Below are 20,053 nucleotides of genomic sequence, written 5' to 3' on the forward strand. Positions count from 1 at the left end.
CCGCCGCCGGTTCGGAGCGACGTCATGACGAGCCTCGCCGCGGGGCACCATCCCGGCCGTGCCGCCGGCCTCGGCGTCCTCGCCGACCGGCTCCTAGGCCTCGGCGCCCGCAGCCACGCCGCCGCCTGCACGCTCCTCGTCCTCCTGTGCCTCGCCAGCTTCCTGCCGGGCTTCGCCTCGCTCCAGCCGATGGACCGGGACGAGCCGCGCTTCGCCCAGGCCTCGAAGCAGATGCTGGAGAGCGGCGACTTCGTCGACATCCGCTTCCAGGGCGAGGCCCGCCACAAGAAGCCGGTCGGGATCTACTGGGCGCAGAGCGCCGTGGTCGCGGCCGCCGAGGCGCTGGGCGTGCCGGACGCCCGCACCACCATCGCGCTCTACCGCATCCCCTCGCTGCTCGGCGCGATCGGGGCCGTCCTCCTCACCTACTGGGCGGCACTCGCCATCCTGCCGCGGCGCCACGCCTTCCTGGCCGCCGCCCTGTTCGGGGCCGGCGCGATGCTCTCGGCCGAGGCGCGCCTCGCCAAGACCGACGCCGTCCTCACCTGCCTCGCCGCCGCCGCCCTCGGGGCGCTCGCCCGCGCGTGGCTGGCGCGGGGACCGGCGGCGCCGCGCGGGCCGGCGACGCCGCTCCCGCTCGGCACCGTGCTCGTCTTCTGGGGCGCGGTCGCGCTCGGCATCCTGGTCAAGGGGCCGATGGTGCCGATGTTCGCGGGCCTCGCGGCCCTGGCGCTCTCCCTCGCCTGGCGCTCGGGCGCGTGGCTGCGGAGCCTGCGGCCGGGGCTCGGCCTCCTGATCGTGCTCGCGGTGGCCGCTCCCTGGTTCGTCGCCATCGCGGTCAAGAGCGGGGGCGCCTTCTACGGCGAGGCGGTCGGCCACGACATGCTCGGCAAGGTTGGCACCGCCCAGACCCAGCACTGGGCGCCGCCCGGCACCTACCTGCTGGTGATCTTCGGGACCTTCTGGCCCGGGGCCGCCTTCGCCGCCATGGCGATCCCCTTCGCGTGGCGGCAGCGCCGCGAACCCGCCGTCGCCCTCCTGATCGCCTGGGTGGTGCCGTCCTGGCTGATCTTCGAGGCGGTGCCGACGAAGCTGCCCCACTACGTGCTCCCCCTCTGCCCGGCGCTCGCGATCCTGGCGGTGCTGGCCCTCGTCCGTGGGGCGGTCCACCGGGACCGGCCGGGCGCGCGGGGCGTGGCCCTCCTCGTTCCCCTCGTGCCCCTCGGCCTCACCATCGGGCTCGGCCTCGCGGCCTGGCGGCTCGACGGGGTCCTGCCCCTCGCCGGGCTGCCGCTGCTGATCGCCGCGACCCTGGTGGCGGCCGGCACTTGGCGCCTCTTCGCCGCCGGGGAGCCCGAGCGGGCGCTCGCCGCCGCGGTCATCGCCGCGCCGCTCCTCAGCGCGGGCGTGTTCGGCCTGACCCAGCCGGTGCTGGCCGCCCTGAAGGTCTCGCCGCGCCTCGCGGCCCTGCGGGAGGCGCTGCCCTGCCGGCCGGCGGTCGCCACGATCGGCTACCGCGAGCCGAGCCTCGTCTTCCTCACCGGCACCGATCTCGCCATGCCGGAGACGGGCGAGGAGGCCGCGTCCTTCCTGGGGCAGGGCGGCTGCCGGCTCCTCTACGTGGAGGACCGCGCGCGGGATTCCGTCCGCGCGGCGCTCGCGGCCCGGAGCCTGACGCCGCGGATGGTCGGGCGGGTCACCGGCTTCAACATCAACGGCGGCAAGCCGGTGGGGCTCGACGCCCTGGCGGTGGTGCCGTGAGCGGGGCGTTGCGTCTCAGCGTCGTGGTCCCGGTCCGCAACGAGGCGGGGAACATCGCGCCCCTCGCGGCCGAGATCGCCGCGGCCTGCGCGCCGCTCGCGCCCTTCGAGATCGTCTACGTGGACGACGGCTCGACGGACGGGACCCCGGCGGCGCTGGCGGCGGCGCGCGCCGCCCACCCGATGCTGCGGGCGCTGCGCCACCGCGAGGGCTGCGGGCAGAGCGCGGCGGTGCGCTCGGGCGTGCGGGCGGCCCGCGGCGCGCTGATCGCCACCCTCGACGGCGACGGCCAGAACGACCCGGCCTTCATCCCGCGCCTCGTCGCGGCGCTCGAGGCGGCCGGGCCGGGGGCCGGGCTCGCCCAGGGCCAGCGGGTGGGGCGAAAGGACGGGCGGCTGAAGATCATCCAGTCGCGGATCGCCAACAGCGTGCGCGCGCGCATCCTGCGCGACGCCACCCGGGACACCGGCTGCGGCCTCAAGGTCTTCCGCCGGGCGGTCTACCTCGCCCTGCCGTATTTCGACGCGCTGCACCGCTTCATGCCGGCCCTGGTGGTACGGGAGGGGTTCGGGGTGGTCCATGTCGACGTGGTCGACCGGCCGCGCCTGAGCGGGCGCTCGAATTACGGGATGTTCGACCGGCTCTGGGTCGGGCTCCTCGACCTCGCGGGCGTGTGGTGGCTGATCCGGCGGCGGCGGCGCGTGCCGGTCGTCGTGCCCGCGGCGGAGGAGACGGCCTGATGGTCGCCGACATCATGCACGGCCTCTCGGCCTACATCGCGTCGCTCTTCGCCGGCCCGATCGACCTCGTGGTGATGGTCGGGCTCCTCGGCCAGCTCCTGTTCACGGCCCGCTTCCTGGTCCAGTGGATCGCCAGCGAGCGGGCGGGGCGCAGCGTGATCCCGCTCTCGTTCTGGTTCTTCTCCCTCGGCGGCTCGGCGGTGCTCCTCGCCTACGCGCTCTACCGGCGCGACCCGGTCTTCATCCTCGGCCAGAGCCTCGGCACGGTGATCTACCTGCGCAACCTCGCGCTGATCTTCCGCGAGAAGCGCCGGCCGCGGGGGGGCGCGGCCTGAGGGCGCGTCGTCGCGCCCGCGCGGCTGGGCTTGTGCGCCGCCCCGGTTTTCGCTTGGCTGGCACCCGGGAGACGAGACCCGCATGAGCGCGCCACCGCCCTATTCCGACGACCTCGCGGCCTGCCTCGCCGAGGCGTGGCGGCGGCTGGAGGAGGGGGCGGCCCACCGGCGCGGGGCCTTCCACACGCCGACCCTGGCGACGGCCGGCCTGGACGGCGCCCCGCGCCTGCGCACGGTAGTGCTGCGGGGCGTCGACCCGGCGCTACGCTCCCTGCGCTTCCACACCGACCGACGTTCGGACAAGGCCGCGGAGATCGCCCGGGAGCCGCGGGTGGCGCTCCACGCCTACGAGCCCGGCGCCAAGATCCAGGTCCGGATCGAGGGGAGGGCGGAGATCCACGGCGACGGGCCGGTCGCCGACGAGGCCTGGGCGGCGGCCCTGCCGATGAGCCGGATCTGCTACGGCATCGACCCGGGCCCCGGCACGCCGATCCCGGCGGGGGGCGCCTACGCGCTCCCGGCCGACGAGGAGGCCGCCCGGGACGGGCGCCTGCAGTTCCGCGTGGTGCGGGTCACGGTGGAGCGGCTCGACTTCCTGTACCTCGCCTGGGAGGGCCACCGCCGGGCCCGCTTCACCTGGGACGAGAAGGGGATGCGGGGGACCTGGGTGGCGCCGTGAGGGGGGGGCGGTGTCGATATTACCTCACATTAAGTGGATTTGCCGTCATCTTGAAGAGCCGGATTAGAATCTCAATTCTATTCTGAATCCCAGCTCCAGATTGGGCAGGCTCCGTCCGCCGATCCGACCTTGTTGCGTCGGCAGGCCAAAAAACTGGGAATATCTTTGTACGGGAAGTGGCGGAAGATCATTCCTGATGACATTGTTAGGCGAGTTTTTTGCAATCATGGCGAGCGGCTGGCTCGGCATGGCGCATGAATGTAGATGGCGCAATGCAGGAGGGTAATTTTGCTCGATCAAATGTTTACAGCGGAAAGTTTTCGCAGAATTTTTGACATAGAAAATCGCAAAGGCGTCGACCTAGCTAGCATATACTTCCCTAACCTAGAACAAATAACTAATACGATTCGCGACAAGGCGGGTGAGATTCGCGCCTTGCGAAAAATAAAGCCGAATATGCCATCTGAAGTTTATGAATCGAATTACTCAAAACTAAAGAGTGAGCTTTCCACATTAAAATCTAAAAAATCCGATTTAATTGATATTGAGATGGAGAATATCAGCGCCTCCGCGTCGAAACCTGATTTCAAACTGACCATTCAGCGGAGAGATATTCCTAATGCGAAATCAGCCTATTCTGTCGGAGAAACAGCAGAAGCTTTTTTCGTAGTGAAACAATTGCAATACAATATTAATCGTATCTACGGCGTAAAGCAATCAAATCGCCACGATCTTTCCTGCCAAATACGAGACACCATCATTTCAGGATTTCCATTCGAGCTGGTGCGTACAGACATTTCAGAGTTTTATGAGAGCATTGACCGAAAAAGATTATATAACAAACTTGATCAAGACCAATTGCTAAGTTTTTCATCTAAAAAATACATCAAACAGCTGCTAAATGCCTATGGCAACCTAAGCGGCAGTGCTGTTGGGCTACCAAGGGGCGTAGGTATCAGTGCCTATCTCTCGTAGCTGTTTTTGAGATCGGTCGATCGATCAATCCGCAACTTACCAGGCCTCGTGCTTTATTGCCGTTATGTTGACGACATTGTCGCCATTTTTGCCAGACCGCCCGGTGGGGACGAAATAGGGATTTACAAAGACATAATATCAAATATACTTACCACGAACGGACTTTCCATGAACAGTTCGAAAACTTTGGAAATAGATTACGCTGATCATACGAGGCAAAATGTATTTGAATATTTAGGTTACAAATACACAGGAGCAGGAAACAACCTCTTAATTGCGCCGAGCGATGCCAAAATGGCGAAGCTGAGGCAGCGACTCGATGCAACTTTCAAAAACTACGCCGAACGTAAATGCGTTGACTCCCGTCTGGCTTTTCGCGAGATAGTTTCGAGGATTAAATTCTTGACGGGAAATACCCGTCTCTCGAATAGCAAATCGATCGCCACGATAGGGATTTACTATAGTAATTCACTTGTAAACGATCTTACTGGAATAAAACAGCTTGATACAACGCTAAGGAATCGCATTAGGCAAATCAAAAGGCCTGCCCTGCGGCAAAAGCTAAAAAAGTATCAATTTGAAAGTGGGTTTTTAGAGCGTCGCTTTCATAAATTTAATTCTAAAGAAATTCAAAAGATTGTCGAGGCGTGGAAACATGTCAAAGCATAGCGTCGCACTTAAAAACCGCAAACAGCGCTCGGTACTAACAGATATGCTTCCCTTTGAGGTGCCTCCGACTTTCTCTAATCGTGGATTTTACAATTTCCTTCGCAATTTCTGTGTTGAGATTGACAAAAACATCTTGAAATGGAGAGCGGGTGATCCGGGAGTTGATACGGCAATACGTCTCATATTTGGGATTAGGAAAGGCGCAACATCCAGATTGAATAATATAGTACAATGGGGATCATCTGCCGCACAACGGTCAGTACCTATTTCGGATTGTAGAATGGATACAATACCGTTCAACTTTAAGGTTGCGCATAAGCTGGATGGAAGAGTTTTAAGTGTTGTCCATCCGAGAAACCAAGTACAAGTCGCAAATTTTTACGCCACTCACAGCTCTCTGGTCATATACTACACATCACAAAGCGCATTCTCGATTCGTCGGCCTGTGTCTGTATCCCGTTATGTTTTTTTTAAGGATAAACTTCATGAACAAAGAATGGAAGTTGTTCCGAAAGGTGTCGAAGAGGAGCAGCATGAATACGAGCAAATTGGGTCATATTTCGTTTACAAAGAGTATCGAAACATACATCGTTTTTTCGAATCCCCAAAATATCATAGATGCGAGAAAAAATACGATTTTATGATACAAATTGACATTAGTAAATGTTTTGACAGTATCTACACACACTCAATTCCATGGTCGATACTCGGAAAGACCCAGACAAAATTTCATATCGAAAAATCGAAGCTAACTTTTCCCGGTCGATTTGACATACTTATGCAGCAAATGAATCACCAAGAGACTAATGGAATTGTGATCGGACCCGAATTTTCCAGGATTTTTGCAGAAATTATATTACAGTCGATCGATATTGAACTTGAGGCGCGCCTTGCGAAAACCGCGAACCTAGCCCATAAAGTCGATTACGAAATATTCAGATATGTTGACGATTATTTTGTTTTCTTCAATCAGTCGTCAACGGAATTCAAAGTAATCGAGACGCTGCAAGAATTACTGCGAGAGAAAAAGCTTTCCATAAATACATCGAAGATCAAGCTATATAATAAGCCCATTATTACAGAGATTACAGTGGCCAAAGAACGAATTTCTAAGTTGCTGAATGAAGAAATTGATCCGAAGATATCTGAAACGTCGGTTGGACAATCGGCGGTACAAGAAGAAATTGATTTCTCCTGTTTCGTCAATTCTAATCGCCTGATAGTACGATACAAAACCGTCATCAAAGAATCGTCCGTAGAGTATGGCGATTTGCTAAATTACACCTTTGCTATTATTGAGAATAAAATGAACAAGATCGTAAAAGTTGCGAGGAAGTGCGGTGCCACGAACTCGAATCATCGAAAGACGATATACGCCATTGCATCGATTCTCGAATTTGCGTTCTTTGCTTATTCTTCTAGCCCAAAAGTAAATCATACGATACGTATATGCCGATTACTCACTTCCGCGGTGGATTTTGCTAAGATAACTAATGCTTCTCACGACTTGCGACATTTCTTGTTTAAATTTATACACTCAAACGTAATACAAATGCTCGAAAAAAATACTGCTAATATAAATCGAGAAATAGAAAGCATGTATCTTCTGATCTCACTATCGCAAATCGGCAAAGAGTACTGGCTTACGGAACATTTGATTGCAAAGCACTTTATGATATCATTCGATAAAAGTTCTAATGAGTATAGAAGGGCAGATTCTCTGTCATATTTTTCCATAACGACCCTTCTATCATATATGAAGGACAAAAAGCGTTACGATAAGCTCCGGAAATTCGTTGAGCAACAAGCAATTTCCAAGCTGAGATATGTTCAAGCTCACTGCCCTAACGAGGCAGAAGCTTTGATGCTTATGTTAGATCTCATAGTGTGCCCTTATGTGAGCGACACAACAAAGCAATCTGCTGGAGAAATATTTGGACTAGACATTCAAGATCTCTCCGAGATTTGCAAAATCACCAACCACTGGTTCACAGCTTGGGGTAACAATTTTGATCTCGGGAAAGAGCTTGACGCCAAACGCAGCCGCGAGGTATATTAACGTTGGCGCTCCGCTCTACCCTTAATGGCTGTTGGCAGCTCACACACAAGCGCCCTCACGGTACCTGTATCAATCGGGTGTCGGGTCAAATGACGGTAGGAGCGGGCCGTCACCCCGACTCGGCGGGTCTGATGTTATAAGTGCCTAGATTACCGTAGTTGCGGCATAACAAACAATTGTCGCTTAGTATAGCATACATTAGCAACTTCACGATGATCGCAGCCATATTCTCAGCGCTTATAATAAGCGGCTTGAGAAGGATAAAATCTGCGGTGTATGGCGCATAGATTTGAGATCCGCGAACAGAAATGGCGTTGCGGAACATCGTCCTGATTCTCCATACTAAAGATATGCATTCTTCCCTTAGGAGGGGGAACATAAGGCATAAGTACTGAAATACGAAAACGAATGATTGCCTCATACGAAGCAATCACCGTTCGTGCTGCAACGTCGCTCGATAACCCAAGGCCATGATTTGGGCGGCTAAACGCCCTCGCCTCACCCCGCCGCGCGAAGCCGCGCGAAGCCGGCCTCCAGGTCGCACTTGAGGTCGTCGAGATCCTCCAGCCCGATGTGGAAGCGCAGGCCCGGCCCGCCCGGCGCCCATGCGGTGGCAGTGCGGTAGGTCCGGCAATCGAAGGGGATCACGAGGCTCTCGAAGCCGCCCCAGGAGAAGCCCATCCCGAACAGTTCCAGCCCGTCGAGCATCGCGGCCACCGCCTGCTCCGAGCAGGGCTTCAGCACCACCGAGAACAGGCCCGAGGCGCCCTTGAAGTCGCGGGCCCAGAGCGCGTGGCCGGGATCCTCCGGCAGGGCGGGGTGCAGCACCCGCAGCACCTCCGGGCGCGCCCGCAGCCACTCCGCCATGGCCAAAGCCTGCCGCCCGTGCTCGGCGAGGCGCAGCGGCAGGGTGCGCAGGCCGCGCAGCGCCAGGAACACGTCCTCCGGCCCCGCGCACATGGCGAAGAGCGAGAAGGTCTGCTTCAGGGACGGCCACCAGCGGGCATTGGCGGAGGTCAGCCCGAGCAGCAGGTCCGAGCCCCCCGACAGGTACTTGGTGCCCGCCTCGATGGCGATGTCGACGCCCCGCTCGTGCGGCGGGAACAAGAGCGGCGTCGCCCAGGTGTTGTCCATCAGCACGCAGGCCCCGCGGGCATGCGCCGCCGCCGCGATGGCCGGGATGTCCTGCATCTCGAAGCTCTGCGAGCCCGGCGCCTCCGTGAGCACCGCGGTCGTGTTGTCGCGCATCAGGTCGGCGATGCCCGCCCCGACCGTCGGGTCGTAGTAGGTGGTCTCGACCCCGAACCGGGCCAGGAACCCGTCGCAGAAGTTGCGGGTCGGCCGGTAGGCTGAATCCGTCACCAGCAGGTGGTCGCCGGCCTTGAGGCAGGCGAGGAGCCCCACCGTCACCGCCGCGAGGCCCGACGGCGTCAGCACCGTCCCGGCCGCCCCGGCGAGCTGCGTCCAGGCCTCCTCCAGCGCCCGGATGGTGGGCGACCCTGCCGTCCCGTAGGTGAACTCCGCTCGCCGGTGCAGCAGGGCGTCGGTGCTCTCGTAGAGCACGGTCGAGCCGCGGTAGATCGGGGTGTTGACGAAGCCGTGCTGCCGGGACGGGTCGCGGCCCGCATGGACCAGGCGGGTGCGCTCGGAGAGGCGGCTCATGTCGCGGGGGGGCGTGATGCTCATCGGACCTCGGGGTCGGCAGGTGAGCGCGACCACAGCCCGTCCGGCCGCGCGCCGTCAAGCCGCCCATCCACGCGGATGGGTTGCGCAACCCCTTGACCGCGCATCGGGCTTCGCCTCGAATGCCGCTCGCTTGAGCAGGATCCTGGGCAGGACTCCGGATTGGGCAGGATCCTTGCTAGGGCAGCCACGGCGCAGGACCGGACGCCTCCCGGCGCAACCGGCCGCGTCCAGAGAAACGGGACGGGGATCGGATGAAGAAGCTGTTTGCGGCGCTCGCTTTGACCGCGGGACTCTGCCTGACCGCCGGAGCCGCGCAGGCTCAGGCCACGCTCGCCGGCATCAAGCAGAAGGGGTTCATCGCCTGCGGCTCCAATCCGGGCCTCGCCGGCTTCGGCGTGCCGGACGCGCAGGGCCGCTGGAGCGGCCTCGACGTCGATTTCTGCCGGGCGCTCGCCGCGGCGATCTTCAACGACACCACCAAGGTCCGCTTCATCCCGCTCTCGGCCAAGGACCGCTTCACGGCGCTCCAGTCGGGCGAGGTGGACGTGCTGTCGCGCAACACCACCTGGACCATGTCCCGCGACACTTCGCTCGGCCTCGACTTCCCTGCGGTCAACTTCTACGACGGCCAGGGCTTCATGGTGAAGAAGAAGCTGGGCGTGGCCTCGGCCAAGCAGCTCGACGGCGCCTCCATCTGCACCCAGCAGGGCACCACCACCGAGCTGAACCTCGCCGATTACTTCCGCGCCAACAAGATCAAGTATGAGGTGGTGGCCTTCGCGACCTCCGACGAGACCTTCAAGGCCTACGATTCCGGCCGCTGCGACGCCTTCACGACGGATGCCTCGGGCCTCTACGCCGAGCGCCTGCGGGCGTCGAGCCCGGACGACAACATCGTGCTGCCGGAGGTGATCTCGAAGGAGCCCCTCGGGCCGGCGGTGCGCCACGGCGACTCGCAATGGGGCGACATCGTCCGCTGGACCCACTTCGCGATGCTGAACGCCGAGGAGGCCGGCGTCACGCAGGCCAATGTCGACGAGATGGTCAAGACCACGGACAACCCGGACGTGAAGCGCATCCTCGGCACCGAGGGCAAGTTCGGCGAGGCGATCGGGCTCACCAACGACTGGGCCTACCGGATCATCAAGCTCGTGGGCAATTACGGCGAGGTGTTCGAGCGCAACGTCGGCCAGGGCTCGCCGCTGAAGATCCAGCGGGGCGTCAACGCCCTGTGGTCGAAGGGCGGCCTGCAATACGGCCCGCCGATCCGCTGAGGGGAGCTCTCCTTCCCGCTGGATGGGAGGGATTCGAACGAGGCGCGAGAACCCCTCTCCCGTGCGGGAGAGGGGCAGGGGTGAGGGTCCCGGACGGACCCGACACTGGCTGAACGGCGGTGCTGGCAGCGGGACGGTCGAGCCTTCTTGCTGAACCACCTGGCCCCTCACCCCTACCCCTCTCCCGCACGGGAGAGGGGATCCCGCGCCAACAATGAGTTCCGGATCGATCACGATCCACCGCGTCGAGGTCAGTCCGTGTCGAACACCACCCCGGCCTCCGGCCCGCCCCGCGTCTCCCCGCTCAACGATCCGCGGATCCGCGGCGCGGCCTACCAGGTGCTGCTGCTGCTCGCGGTCGGCCTCGTCGCGTGGTTCGCCATTGCCAACGCGGCCGAGAACCTGCGCAACGCCCGCATCGCCTCGGGCTTCGGCTTCCTCACCAACACGGCGGGCTTCGACGTCAGCCAGGCGCTGATCCCGTTCGGGGCGGCGACCTCCACCTACGGGGCCGCCTTCGTGGTCGGCCTCCTCAACACGCTCCTCGTCGCGGCGATCGGCATCGTGATCGCCACGGTGGTCGGCTTCCTCATCGGCGTCGCCCGGCTCTCGCCGAATTGGATGCTGGCCAAGCTCGCCACGGTCTACGTCGAGACGCTGCGCAACATCCCGCTGCTGCTGCAATTGCTGTTCTGGTACGTCGCGGTGCTCGCGGCCCTGCCGGGGGCGCGGGACTCGCTGGTCCTGCCGGGCTCCGTCTTCCTCAACCAGCGCGGGCTCTACGTCCCCAAGCCCGTCCTGGCGCCGGACGCCTGGGCGATCCCGGCCGCCTTCGGGATCGGGATCCTGGCGGCCCTCGCCTTCCGGATCCGCGCCCGGCGAATCCAGGCGCGCACCGGCAAACAGGCGCCGGTCGGCCTCGTCGCCCTCGCCCTGGTGCTCGGCCTGCCGCTCCTCGCCTGGGCTTTCCTGTCCCTGATCGGCGCCAACCCGGTCAGCGTCGAGCTGCCGGTCAAGGGCACCTTCAACCTGCGCGGCGGGCTGCAGCTCTTCCCCGAATTCGTCGCCCTGGTGGTGGGGCTGAGCCTCTACACGGCGGCCTTCATCGCCGAGGTGGTGCGCGCCGGCATCCAGGCGGTGGCGCGGGGCCAGAGCGAGGCCGCCCGGGCGCTCGGCCTGCGCCCCGGCCCGACGCTGCGCCTCGTCGTGATCCCGCAGGCGATGCGGGTGATCGTGCCGCCGCTCACCAGCCAGTACCTCAACCTGACCAAGAACTCGTCGCTCGCCGTCGCCATCGGCTACCCGGACCTCGTCCAGGTCTTCATGGGCACGGTGCTGAACCAGACCGGCCAGGCGGTCGAGGTGGTGGCGATCACCATGGCGGTCTACCTGACGATCAGCCTCGTCACCGCGACGGCCATGAACGTCTACAACCGGCGCGTCGCGCTGATCGAGCGGTGAGGGCAGGATGAGCGCCGGACCCCGGACCCTTCCGCTGAGCTACATCCGCCGGGAGCCGATCCCGCCCGCGCCGGCCCCCGCCCTGGTGAGCGGGCCCCTCGCCTGGGCGCGGGCGAACCTGTTCTCCAGCGCCGGCAACGCGGCGCTGACCCTGCTCGCGCTCGTGATCATCGCCCTGGTGGTGCCCCCGCTCGCCCGCTTCCTCGTCCTCGACGCGGTGTTCACGGGCCAGAACCGGGACGCCTGCCGGCCCGAGGTGGTGGGCCACCCGGTCGGGGCCTGCTGGGCCTTCGTGGCGGACAAGATCAACTACTTCGTCTACGGCTCCTACCCGATCGAGGCGCGCTGGCGGGCCAACATCTTCTTCGCCCTGGCGGCGTTCGGCGTCGGCTGGCTGCTCTGGCTCGACGCGCCGCGCCGCGACCTCGGCGCCGCCTACTTCTTCGTCGTCTTCCCGCTCGCCGCCTACGCCCTGCTCGCCGGCGTCCCCGCCCTCGGCCTGCCGAGCGTGCCGACCTCCCTGTGGGGCGGCATGCTGGTGACGATCGTGGTCTCGCTCGTCGGGATCGTCGCCTCCCTGCCGCTCGGCATCCTGCTGGCCCTGGGGCGGCGCTCGCGGCTGCCGGTGGTGCGGCTCGTCTGCGTGATCTTCATCGAGTTCTGGCGCGGCGTGCCGCTGATCACGGTGCTGTTCATGGCCAACGTGATGCTGCCGCTGTTCCTGCCCGGCGACGTCACGGTCGACCGGCTGCTGCGGCCCCTCGTCGGCGTGGCCCTGTTCTCGGCCGCCTACATGGCCGAGGTGGTGCGCGGCGGCCTCCAGGCCATCCCGCGGGGCCAGACCGAGGGGGCGAACTCCCTGGGCCTCAGCACCTGGCAGGGCATGCGCCTCGTGATCCTGCCCCAGGCCCTGCGCATCGTCATCCCGGGCATCGTCAACAGCTTCATCGCCCTGTTCAAGGACACGACGCTGGTCTCCATCGTCGGCATCTTCGACTTCATCCGCACGATCGAATCCGCCCGCATCGACCCGAACTGGGCGGCCCCGACGGTGGTCACGACCGGCTACGCCTTCGCGGCCCTGTTCTACTTCGTCTTCTGCTTCGGCATGTCGCGCTACGCGCTGTTCGTGGAGCGCCGGCTCGCCGCCGGCCAAAAACGGTGATCCTCATGAGCGCCTCGCCCAGTGCCTCGCCCCATACTCCGGCCCTGCCGGAGATCGACCCGGACCTCGCGCCGGCCAACACCGCGGCGACCCGCCTCGCCGCCGCCCCGGTGGCGGTGACGCTGGAGCGGGTGAACAAGTGGTACGGCGCCTTCCACGTCCTGCGCGACATCGACCTCACGGTGCGCCGGGGCGAGCGCATCGTGGTCTGCGGCCCCTCGGGCTCCGGCAAGTCGACGATGATCCGCTGCATCAACCGCCTGGAGGAGCACCAGTCGGGCCGCATCGTGGTCGACGGGACCGAACTCACCAACGACCTCAGGCGGATCGACGAGGTCCGGCGCGAGGTCGGCATGGTGTTCCAGCACTTCAACCTGTTCCCGCACCTCACCGTGCTGGAGAACTGCACGCTCGCCCCGATCTGGGTGAAGAAGATGCCGAAGGCCGAGGCCGAGGCGGTGGCCATGCGCTACCTGACCCGGGTGAAGATCCCCAACCAGGCGCACAAGTATCCGGGCCAGCTCTCGGGCGGGCAGCAGCAGCGCGTCGCCATCGCCCGCTCGCTGTGCATGAGCCCGAAGATCATGCTGTTCGACGAGCCGACCTCGGCGCTCGACCCCGAGATGGTCAAGGAGGTGCTCGACACCATGGTGGGGCTCGCCGACGAGGGCATGACCATGCTCTGCGTGACCCACGAGATGGGCTTCGCCCGCCAGGTCGCCGACCGGGTGATCTTCATGGACGAGGGCCAGATCGTCGAGGTGAACACGCCCGACGCCTTCTTCCGCGCCCCCCAGCACGAGCGCACGAAGCTGTTCCTCAGCCAGATCCTGCATTAGAGCATGTTCCGACGAAGTGGATACCGGTTCGTCGCAGAAAATGCGTAAACATCAAAGACCGAGAGCAGTGTCCGATGACAACGTGATCGGAGACTGCTCCGGGGCGAGTTGCCCCGCGGGGCTTGCGCCCCGTCGCGGGGTCAGCGCCCCGTCGCCACCGGCAGATCCTCCCGCGCCCCCCACTCGCTCCAGGAGCCGTCGTAGAGGGCGCGCGGGGGCTTGCCGAGGGTCTCGAGGGCGAGCGAGACGATCGCCGCGGTCACGCCCGAGCCGCAGGTGGTGATGACCGGGCGGTCGAGGTCGACGCCGGCCTGCCGGAAGACCTGCTCCAGGGCTGCCGGATCCTTGAGCGTCCCGCGCTCCTGCAGGGCGGCGTAGTGCACGTTCAGCGCCCCCGGCATGTGGCCGGGCCGCACGCCGGGGCGGGGCTCCGCCTCCTCGCCCGCGAAGCGCGCCGCCGAGCGGGCATCCACCACCTGGGCGGCATTCGGGGCCTGGCTGCCCAGCGCCCGCTGCACGTCACCGGCATCCGCCACCGCGGAATGGTCGAGGCGGGCCGTGAAGTGGCGCCGGTCGCGGGGCTTGGGCGGCCCCTCCTCGACCGGGTGACCGCCCGCCACCCAGGCCGGGAAGCCGCCCGCCAGCACCGCGACGTCGCGGGCGCCGAACACCCGCAGCATCCAGCGCACCCGCGGCGCCGAGAAGAGGCCCATCCCGTCGTAGACCACGACCGTCATGCCGTCGCCGATGCCGAGCGCGCGCATCCGCGACGCGAAGGCTTCGGGCGGCGGCAGCATGTGGGGCAGGGGGCTCGTCTCGTCGCTGAGCGCGTCGATGTCGAGGCGCAGCGCGCCCGGGACGTGCCCGGCCCGGAACTCGGCCTCCGCGTCGCGGCCCATGGCCGGGAGGTACCAGGACCCGTCCACCACCACGATGTCGGGCGCGTCGAGCCGCGCCGCCAGCCAGTCCGCCGAGACGAAGGGTCCTGTCGCCATGCCGTTCACCACCCTGCCGTTCACCAGCTCGCGAGCGTGCCGCCGCGGCCTCGTTGCGGACATGTTCTAGAGCATTTTCCGACGGACCGGGAACCACTTCAGCGGGACATGCGCTCGGGCTCGTCGGCGACCGGGTCGGTGCCCCGCGGAGGCGGCGCTCACGCCGGTTAAGCCGAATCGGGCTTTCCCGTGCTAAGAGGGTGGAAACGAGGGAGGAGAGATGACCGGACGCCCCGTCCAGGATGCCGCCACGGCGCCCGATCTGGCACGGATCCTGCCTCGCTCAGGCCGCTGCAACCGCCGTGTCCACTCTCCCTTGCACGGCCGGGCGCGGCCGACGGGCCAGGCAGTTGAACTCCGAGGGCTGCCTGGCCCGCCCGTGCCGCACCGCGCAGCCCTTCACCGCCCGACAGCCCCCGCGAGGACGCGATGATCGCCACGGCCCGATTCGTGCAGCCGCTCCGCCCCAACTCGGTGGAGGTGCTGTCGGGCGGCTACCTCGCCGCCGCGATCTGGTGCGCCGACCTGCGGGCGGTGGCGCTGCGCCGCGCCGCCGGCGCCGAAGCGGCGCCGGAGGGCGCCAGCGCGGTCGGGTCCGGCTCCAGCGTCCACCGGCTCGTCCCGCGCGAGCGATCCCGCCCGCCCCGCGCCGTCGCGGCCGCGATCCTGCCCTTCGCGCGCGCCGCGGTCTGAGCCGGCCCCCCGCCTCACGAAAAAGGGCGGCCGGAGCCGCCCCATTCCTCGTCTCGCCGGAGGGACCCGGCCGCCGGCCGGGTCCTGCGATGCCCTGTCAGAGGCGCGGCGAGCGCCCGCGCACCAGGCCGAAGATGGCCGAGACCGCGAACAGCACGATGGCGACGAAGAACACGATCTTGGCGGCTTCCATCGCCGTGCCGGCAATGCCGCCGAAGCCCAGCAGCGCCGCGACGAGCGCGATGACCAGGAACGTAATGGCCCATCCGATCATGGAGGTCTCCTGTCTCCGTTGAGGCTGTCGCGCCGGACGGGGCGTCCGAAGCGTCGCAGCAAGTTGCAGGGAGAACCGTCAGGCCCGGACGGGAGTTCCGGCGATTTTTCGCACCGATGTCGGGGAACTTTCCCGCGACGAGCGGCGGGGCGGCCGGTGAGAGCGGCGGCGATGGGACGGAATGGCTCCCCGAGCAGGACTCGAACCTGCGACAAGGCGATTAACAGTCGCCTGCTCTACCAGCTGAGCTATCGGGGAACGACGGCGCCCGCTTAGCGCAGGCGCCGCGCGCCCCGCAAGCCGGAATCGTGCCCGGACCCGAAAAATTCGCCGGCTGCAGGCCGGTTGCCGAGCCGGGTGCGGCTCTGCTAAAGAGCCCTGGCACCCGGGCCGGCCGCCCGCCCCGGGGAGACGGCGCGCCGCGGCGCGCCGATGGGACGGCCTCGTGGCGGAGTGGTTACGCAGAGGACTGCAAATCCTTGCACCCCGGTTCGATTCCGGGCGAGGCCTCCACCCTTCTAGAGATTTGCTAAGAACACCAAGGGCTTGCGGCTCCATGGCTCTTGGTGCCTCAGGCCGCTCAGAGGCCGGTTTGGGCCCGAGTCCCCCGCAGATTCCCCCAGCCTGGGGCAAAATAGGATACTTCTGTCCTTGTGGTTTTAGGGCTTGGCTCGCCTTCAGCAGCGCATCGCTTGTGACGTGCGCATATCGCAACGTGGTCACGATGGCCCGATGGCCCATGAACTCCTTCACCACTGCTGTGGGCACCCCAGCCTGAGTAAGCCTCGTGGCTGTGGTGTGCCGCAGTGAGTGGATAGTGATGGTAGGATCGAGCCCAAGGGCGTCACGGGCCTTGTAGAAGGCTTTCTGTGTCGAGGGGTACGAAGGGAGCCCACGGCTCACCAAGGCCCTCAGGGGCGTCCCTAGGCCTTCAGGAAGCGGTATTGAGCGAGCCACCCCATTCTTCGTCCGCCACAGCCGTATCCACTGACCATCAAGGTTCTCAGGGCGGAGGCTCAGAAGCTCGCTGATACGCATCCCTGTGGCGATGAGCACCTGAACCACCAGAGCCACATCCGGTCTGCCCCTCGCCTCTAGCCACTCCACCAATCTCCCCTCATCCTCCTTCGACACCCACGAGAACCGTGTCAGTGGCTCCTTCTGCCAGGGCATCGAAGGAAGCTTCGCGAGGTAGCCCCGGGCCTCAGCCCAACGGAGGGCACCAGAGATAGCCGCGAGATGGCGATTGATCGTCCCGGGGGCGAGCTTCCGCCTCCGCATGGTGGTCACCAGCCTGTCGAAGGTCGCGAGGCTGATGGAGGCTACCAACGTGGACGGGCCTATGAGGCTGATGGTCACCTCAAGGCGTCGCTTGCTCTGCTTCTCGTTCCTCTGACCGGTCCATAGGTCCTCAGTGTCCCTCAGGAGGTCGCTGAGCGCGTAAGGATCGGAGAGGAGCGGGGAGGGTGGCTGCGATGGGGCTGTGGTGGCCTCAGGAGCCTCAGAGGGCTTGTGGCCCTCCTTCAGCCGCCGCTCGATGACGCGGGCCTCCCTCATGTCCGTGGTGAAGGCCTTCAGCCTCCTGCCATGAACCTGAACCTCGACCACCAAGCGGCCCGTGGGCTGACCCTTCCTCTTCTCGGGGTAGATGCTCATCGGTGAAGGCCTGTGTGGTCTGAGGGACACAAGGGTACACGGAGCGTGACGTTGGGGGGAACCATGGGGTTAAGCCTGATGGGCTAGACCTCGGGTGGGCCTAACCTCTTCTTTCAACTAAGCCATTGAAACCAATAGCATATATTGATGCCGAAAGGTGTTTATCACCGATCGTATTGTGTCTTAACGTGGTTGACCCACATGTTACGAGTCAATACCACCATATCTCCCAACACAATCGGACACAAGGTAGAGCTTGAGTGACCAGTATCAACACGTTCGACATCTTCACGCATGGTGGGACGATCGCAGACCCTTGCGTGGTCTTCCAGGCGGCCACTAGCCTTGGGATTAGAGTCCTGAAGATATGTGGTCTGACAAAGATCGATGATCTCGTTTATGTGGCAGCCACCCCAGATCAATGCGAGAGCGCCTTTGCTATCATCGAGCAACATGAGGCCAACTCTCGACACCTAGGGTGATCATCGGAGAAATTCATTGATAGCCTCTAGAAGGCCCTAGGAAGCCCACAGACAGCCATCTGCTAATTCAGGTAGGTGCGGACCTGAACAGCAGTAAACGGGCCTCCTGGGGCATCCTGAGCCATCCTAGGGGCTATCCACCAGTCCACACCATGCAATCACTCTCAAACACATGATCGACTGGCCATATCGGAACGCAATCGCATCTGCAACAGTCAATGAACTGTAGGCCTCAACGGGATACCCCCTACAATCGATCAGGAAGCCCTTGGGCGGGAACTTAGCCTGTGGTGGCTACGGAGCCTACTCAGAAGCAGCAAATGCCTGCCAGCGGGCCTCTAATTGGATTTCAGAGGCCACGCGATGCTGGTTACCATCGATACTAGCTTGGGGTCTACATCATCTGCGCGACCACAGCAGAAGATGACCGCGAGATGTGAGACCACCTCAAATCCATTTGGGAGGCTCTACAGCGGCTTTCTGTGTTTGATGGCTACCCGAGTAGCCAAAGATTGCTGAAAGCGGCTGTACGGGCTCCTGAGGCCATTACAGAAGCTATCCACAATGCCTACCCTCACTCTCAATCGAGAGCAGGCTACCAGAAAGCAATGATGGTCTGATGCAGCCAGAGAGAACTCAGGACCAGCGACCAGCAGGCATGAGATTACGCTGAGCCCCACGGCGCAGGACTAAAGCCCAGGCCATTGATATCCACAACCAAGAGAGTAAGGAGTTATGGGACCTCCTAAGTACGCCCTGGACCACACCAAAGAGTGACCACAAGATGAGATTGTGGTAGTGGTGTATAGGGTAACATCTCTGAGTATGAAGCGATTGTCATCTCAGGGTGGGCCTTTAGTAGGCTATAAGTCACCTATAGTGTTTATCTATAAGGGTTATAACAATAGTGGTACCTTAAGACAACCCTATGTGGACTATGGGTATCATAGGATCGCTAAGGGATGGCTATGGGTTATCTAAGGGTATATCCCAGGGCTCTCTAGTAGTGGGTTGTGATCGTGTTTTTTCCCTTGTAAGCCATTCCGAGGGCTCAACAAAAGGCAGAAATGCCTCTCAGGGCCAATGTTACTCCCTCGCCACCTCAGTGATGGGTGGTGGAGTAGCGACATTCAGGGGCCGGCGCTGAGATAATCCTCTGGCAATGCACGTATCGTTTGGCAGTGGTCCCCAGGGTTCCAAAGATGGATCACCGGCAGAATGGCCACAGAAGCCTCAGGAGACCCATTCGCTTCATTCCGGTGTCCTAACCACGGATGTTGCCGAAGGGCCTCCTGAGCCATCTTAGGGCACCTGAGGGCCTATTGGAGAACCTACAGAACGCGGAGTTGATCAGAGTTCAAGAGCCGAGACCTTGGGCTCTTCGGTCCTCTGCTTCTCAGGCTCCTTACGGCCGTTGGCGTTTGCCACGTAGAAGCTAAGTATCTCATGGAGAAGGAGTGGATTCGAAGGGATACCTCTCATCCCAAACCGTCCTACGGCAATGCCGCTAGCCTTCTTAAGCAGCGCACGGTCCTCCTCATTAAGACGAACGGAGAAGGTGTATTGGCCAGCCTCAGAGAAGAGACCACGGGGTTCACGGAAGCGATAAGTGAGTTTGCTCATAACTGTATAAGTTTGTGTGAATGGATGATGCGAGAGCCAGGAACCGCGTTCCTTTTTCTCTGTAGTGGGTCTTGATCGACTGAAATACACACTATCCCGCTGTTACTACATAACAAACAGCGGAAATGCCTCTGAGACTCTATCGGATACCTGTTGCAGACCGACTCGCGCCTCTGATGCGAGGCTTGAGGCTGTGGAGAAGGGGGCGGCGCAACACCGGCTCAGGGCTCCCCGTGCTCTGCTTTGGCCCTCCGCTCCAGCCTTCGCTGAACCACACGGTCGATGTGCCCGCCAAAGCCCAGGAGTACCGCCATCAGCACCAGAGCGACCAACAGGGGCACGTAGGCCCCCAGGCCACAGGTGATCCCCAGCGCAGCCGTGACCCACACCGCTGCTGCTGTGGTCAGCCCATGGACCCGAGGGTGACCCTCTGCCTTCACGATCACACCACCACCAAGGAAGCCTATCCCGGTGATGAGCCCCTGAAGGCCCCTGCTGGCGTTCCCATCCATCACACCTTGGAACCCTGAGCCCGCGAGGGTCACCAGGGCGGCCCCAAGCCCCACGAGCCCAAGGGTGCGGACGCCTGCGGTCTTACCGTGGGTCTCCCGGTTGATGCCCACCAGAACCCCTACGAGGGTTGCAGAGGCGAGACGAAGGCAAAGGTCAGCGGTGGTGATCATCCCA

Annotated in this window: 16 protein-coding genes, 2 tRNA genes and 1 pseudogene; 13 read left to right on the top strand and 6 right to left on the bottom strand. The window is 63.1% G+C overall.

Annotated elements, in window-relative coordinates; genetic code table 11:
- The first annotated feature begins 24 nt into the window (after positions 1-24).
- From ACW9J6_RS14945 to drt3b, 7 genes are all read left to right on the top strand, one after another.
- Positions 25-1,761: an ArnT family glycosyltransferase gene (locus tag ACW9J6_RS14945; protein ID WP_457117275.1), complete on the top strand. Its 1,737-nt coding sequence runs from the start codon at positions 25-27 to the stop codon at positions 1,759-1,761.
- Positions 1,758-2,501, top strand: a complete 744-nt coding sequence (locus ACW9J6_RS14950; RefSeq protein WP_457117276.1) for a glycosyltransferase family 2 protein — start codon at positions 1,758-1,760, stop codon at positions 2,499-2,501. Before ACW9J6_RS14945 ends, ACW9J6_RS14950 begins: the two co-directional genes overlap by 4 nt.
- Positions 2,501-2,836, top strand: coding sequence for a lipid-A-disaccharide synthase N-terminal domain-containing protein (locus tag ACW9J6_RS14955; protein ID WP_457117277.1), 336 nt, complete (start codon positions 2,501-2,503; stop codon positions 2,834-2,836). The genes ACW9J6_RS14950 and ACW9J6_RS14955 overlap by 1 nt, the downstream gene beginning before the upstream one ends.
- A gap of 82 nt (positions 2,837-2,918) precedes the next feature.
- On the top strand, positions 2,919-3,515 hold the full coding sequence (locus tag ACW9J6_RS14960) for a pyridoxamine 5'-phosphate oxidase family protein (protein WP_457117278.1): 597 nt from the start codon (positions 2,919-2,921) through the stop codon (positions 3,513-3,515).
- Between the two features lie 288 nt (positions 3,516-3,803).
- On the top strand, positions 3,804-4,490 hold the full coding sequence (locus ACW9J6_RS14965; protein WP_457117279.1) for a hypothetical protein: 687 nt from the start codon (positions 3,804-3,806) through the stop codon (positions 4,488-4,490).
- Between the two features lie 168 nt (positions 4,491-4,658).
- Positions 4,659-5,159: a hypothetical protein gene (locus ACW9J6_RS14970; protein ID WP_457117280.1), complete on the top strand. Its 501-nt coding sequence runs from the start codon at positions 4,659-4,661 to the stop codon at positions 5,157-5,159.
- Positions 5,146-7,218, top strand: coding sequence for an antiviral reverse transcriptase Drt3b (drt3b, locus tag ACW9J6_RS14975; RefSeq protein ID WP_457117281.1), 2,073 nt, complete (start codon positions 5,146-5,148; stop codon positions 7,216-7,218). Before ACW9J6_RS14970 ends, drt3b begins: the two co-directional genes overlap by 14 nt.
- Positions 7,219-7,716: 498 nt before the next feature.
- On the opposite strand, the gene metC is transcribed toward drt3b, so the two are convergent.
- Positions 7,717-8,904 (bottom strand): cystathionine beta-lyase, encoded by a 1,188-nt coding sequence (metC, locus tag ACW9J6_RS14980; protein WP_457117282.1) that lies wholly within the window; start codon positions 8,902-8,904, stop codon positions 7,717-7,719.
- Between the two features lie 251 nt (positions 8,905-9,155).
- Here metC and ACW9J6_RS14985 point away from each other — a divergent pair, with 251 nt between their 5' ends.
- The 4 genes from ACW9J6_RS14985 (at position 9,156) to ACW9J6_RS15000 (ending at position 13,643) form a co-directional block, all read left to right on the top strand.
- Complete coding sequence (locus ACW9J6_RS14985; RefSeq protein WP_457117283.1) at positions 9,156-10,178, top strand: amino acid ABC transporter substrate-binding protein; 1,023 nt, start codon at positions 9,156-9,158, stop codon at positions 10,176-10,178.
- Positions 10,179-10,436: 258 nt separating this feature from the next.
- A complete protein-coding gene (locus ACW9J6_RS14990) occupies positions 10,437-11,639 on the top strand; it encodes an amino acid ABC transporter permease (protein WP_457117284.1) in 1,203 nt (400 codons plus the stop codon).
- A 7-nt stretch (positions 11,640-11,646) separates the two neighbouring features.
- Positions 11,647-12,804 carry an ABC transporter permease subunit gene (locus ACW9J6_RS14995; RefSeq protein WP_457117285.1) on the top strand — a complete coding sequence of 386 codons (1,158 nt, stop codon included), beginning with the start codon at positions 11,647-11,649 and terminating at the stop codon, positions 12,802-12,804.
- Positions 12,805-12,809: 5 nt separating this feature from the next.
- On the top strand, positions 12,810-13,643 hold the full coding sequence (locus ACW9J6_RS15000) for an amino acid ABC transporter ATP-binding protein (RefSeq protein WP_457117286.1): 834 nt from the start codon (positions 12,810-12,812) through the stop codon (positions 13,641-13,643).
- A gap of 140 nt (positions 13,644-13,783) precedes the next feature.
- Here the strand turns inward: ACW9J6_RS15000 and sseA are convergent, their stop codons facing one another.
- Positions 13,784-14,638: a 3-mercaptopyruvate sulfurtransferase gene (sseA, locus tag ACW9J6_RS15005; protein WP_457117287.1), complete on the bottom strand. Its 855-nt coding sequence runs from the start codon at positions 14,636-14,638 to the stop codon at positions 13,784-13,786.
- Positions 14,639-15,067: 429 nt separating this feature from the next.
- Between sseA and ACW9J6_RS15010 the strand changes: the two genes are divergently transcribed.
- Positions 15,068-15,331, top strand: a complete 264-nt coding sequence (locus ACW9J6_RS15010) for a hypothetical protein (RefSeq protein ID WP_457117288.1) — start codon at positions 15,068-15,070, stop codon at positions 15,329-15,331.
- 97 nt (positions 15,332-15,428) lie between these two features.
- Here ACW9J6_RS15010 and ACW9J6_RS15015 read toward each other — a convergent pair whose 3' ends face one another.
- Together ACW9J6_RS15015 and ACW9J6_RS15020 are read right to left on the bottom strand one after the other, a co-directional pair.
- Positions 15,429-15,605, bottom strand: a complete 177-nt coding sequence (locus ACW9J6_RS15015) for a DUF1328 domain-containing protein (protein ID WP_457117289.1) — start codon at positions 15,603-15,605, stop codon at positions 15,429-15,431.
- A gap of 182 nt (positions 15,606-15,787) precedes the next feature.
- A tRNA-Asn gene (locus ACW9J6_RS15020) sits at positions 15,788-15,863 on the bottom strand.
- Between the two features lie 181 nt (positions 15,864-16,044).
- Here ACW9J6_RS15020 and ACW9J6_RS15025 point away from each other — a divergent pair.
- Positions 16,045-16,118: transfer RNA gene (locus ACW9J6_RS15025), tRNA-Cys, on the top strand.
- A 192-nt stretch (positions 16,119-16,310) separates the two neighbouring features.
- On the opposite strand, the pseudogene ACW9J6_RS15030 reads toward ACW9J6_RS15025, so the two are convergent.
- A pseudogene (locus ACW9J6_RS15030) lies at positions 16,311-17,261 on the bottom strand (tyrosine-type recombinase/integrase); the annotation flags it as partial.
- A gap of 2,326 nt (positions 17,262-19,587) precedes the next feature.
- The gene (locus ACW9J6_RS15035; protein ID WP_457117290.1) at positions 19,588-20,049 is read right to left on the bottom strand and encodes an MgtC/SapB family protein; all 462 of its coding nucleotides are present in this window, start codon (positions 20,047-20,049) and stop codon (positions 19,588-19,590) included.
- Positions 20,050-20,053 lie beyond the last annotated feature (4 nt).

The sequence above is a fragment of the Methylobacterium sp. JK268 genome (assembly GCF_054052225.1).

What these genes read in the sequence shown, in the direction of transcription:
- ACW9J6_RS14955 (WP_457117277.1), top strand. Translation starts at nt 2,501, where the DNA reads ATGGTCGCCGACATCATGCACGGCCTCTCGGCCTACATCGCGTCGCTC.
- ACW9J6_RS15035 (WP_457117290.1), bottom strand. Translation starts at nt 20,049, where the DNA reads ATGATCACCACCGCTGACCTTTGCCTTCGTCTCGCCTCTGCAACCCTC.
- ACW9J6_RS14970 (WP_457117280.1), top strand. Translation starts at nt 4,659, where the DNA reads ATGAACAGTTCGAAAACTTTGGAAATAGATTACGCTGATCATACGAGG.
- ACW9J6_RS14945 (WP_457117275.1), top strand. Translation starts at nt 25, where the DNA reads ATGACGAGCCTCGCCGCGGGGCACCATCCCGGCCGTGCCGCCGGCCTC.
- sseA (WP_457117287.1), bottom strand. Translation starts at nt 14,638, where the DNA reads ATGGCGACAGGACCCTTCGTCTCGGCGGACTGGCTGGCGGCGCGGCTC.
- ACW9J6_RS15015 (WP_457117289.1), bottom strand. Translation starts at nt 15,605, where the DNA reads ATGATCGGATGGGCCATTACGTTCCTGGTCATCGCGCTCGTCGCGGCG.
- ACW9J6_RS14995 (WP_457117285.1), top strand. Translation starts at nt 11,647, where the DNA reads ATGAGCGCCGGACCCCGGACCCTTCCGCTGAGCTACATCCGCCGGGAG.
- drt3b (WP_457117281.1), top strand. Translation starts at nt 5,146, where the DNA reads ATGTCAAAGCATAGCGTCGCACTTAAAAACCGCAAACAGCGCTCGGTA.
- ACW9J6_RS14985 (WP_457117283.1), top strand. Translation starts at nt 9,156, where the DNA reads ATGAAGAAGCTGTTTGCGGCGCTCGCTTTGACCGCGGGACTCTGCCTG.
- ACW9J6_RS14960 (WP_457117278.1), top strand. Translation starts at nt 2,919, where the DNA reads ATGAGCGCGCCACCGCCCTATTCCGACGACCTCGCGGCCTGCCTCGCC.
- ACW9J6_RS15000 (WP_457117286.1), top strand. Translation starts at nt 12,810, where the DNA reads ATGAGCGCCTCGCCCAGTGCCTCGCCCCATACTCCGGCCCTGCCGGAG.
- ACW9J6_RS15010 (WP_457117288.1), top strand. Translation starts at nt 15,068, where the DNA reads ATGATCGCCACGGCCCGATTCGTGCAGCCGCTCCGCCCCAACTCGGTG.
- metC (WP_457117282.1), bottom strand. Translation starts at nt 8,904, where the DNA reads ATGAGCATCACGCCCCCCCGCGACATGAGCCGCCTCTCCGAGCGCACC.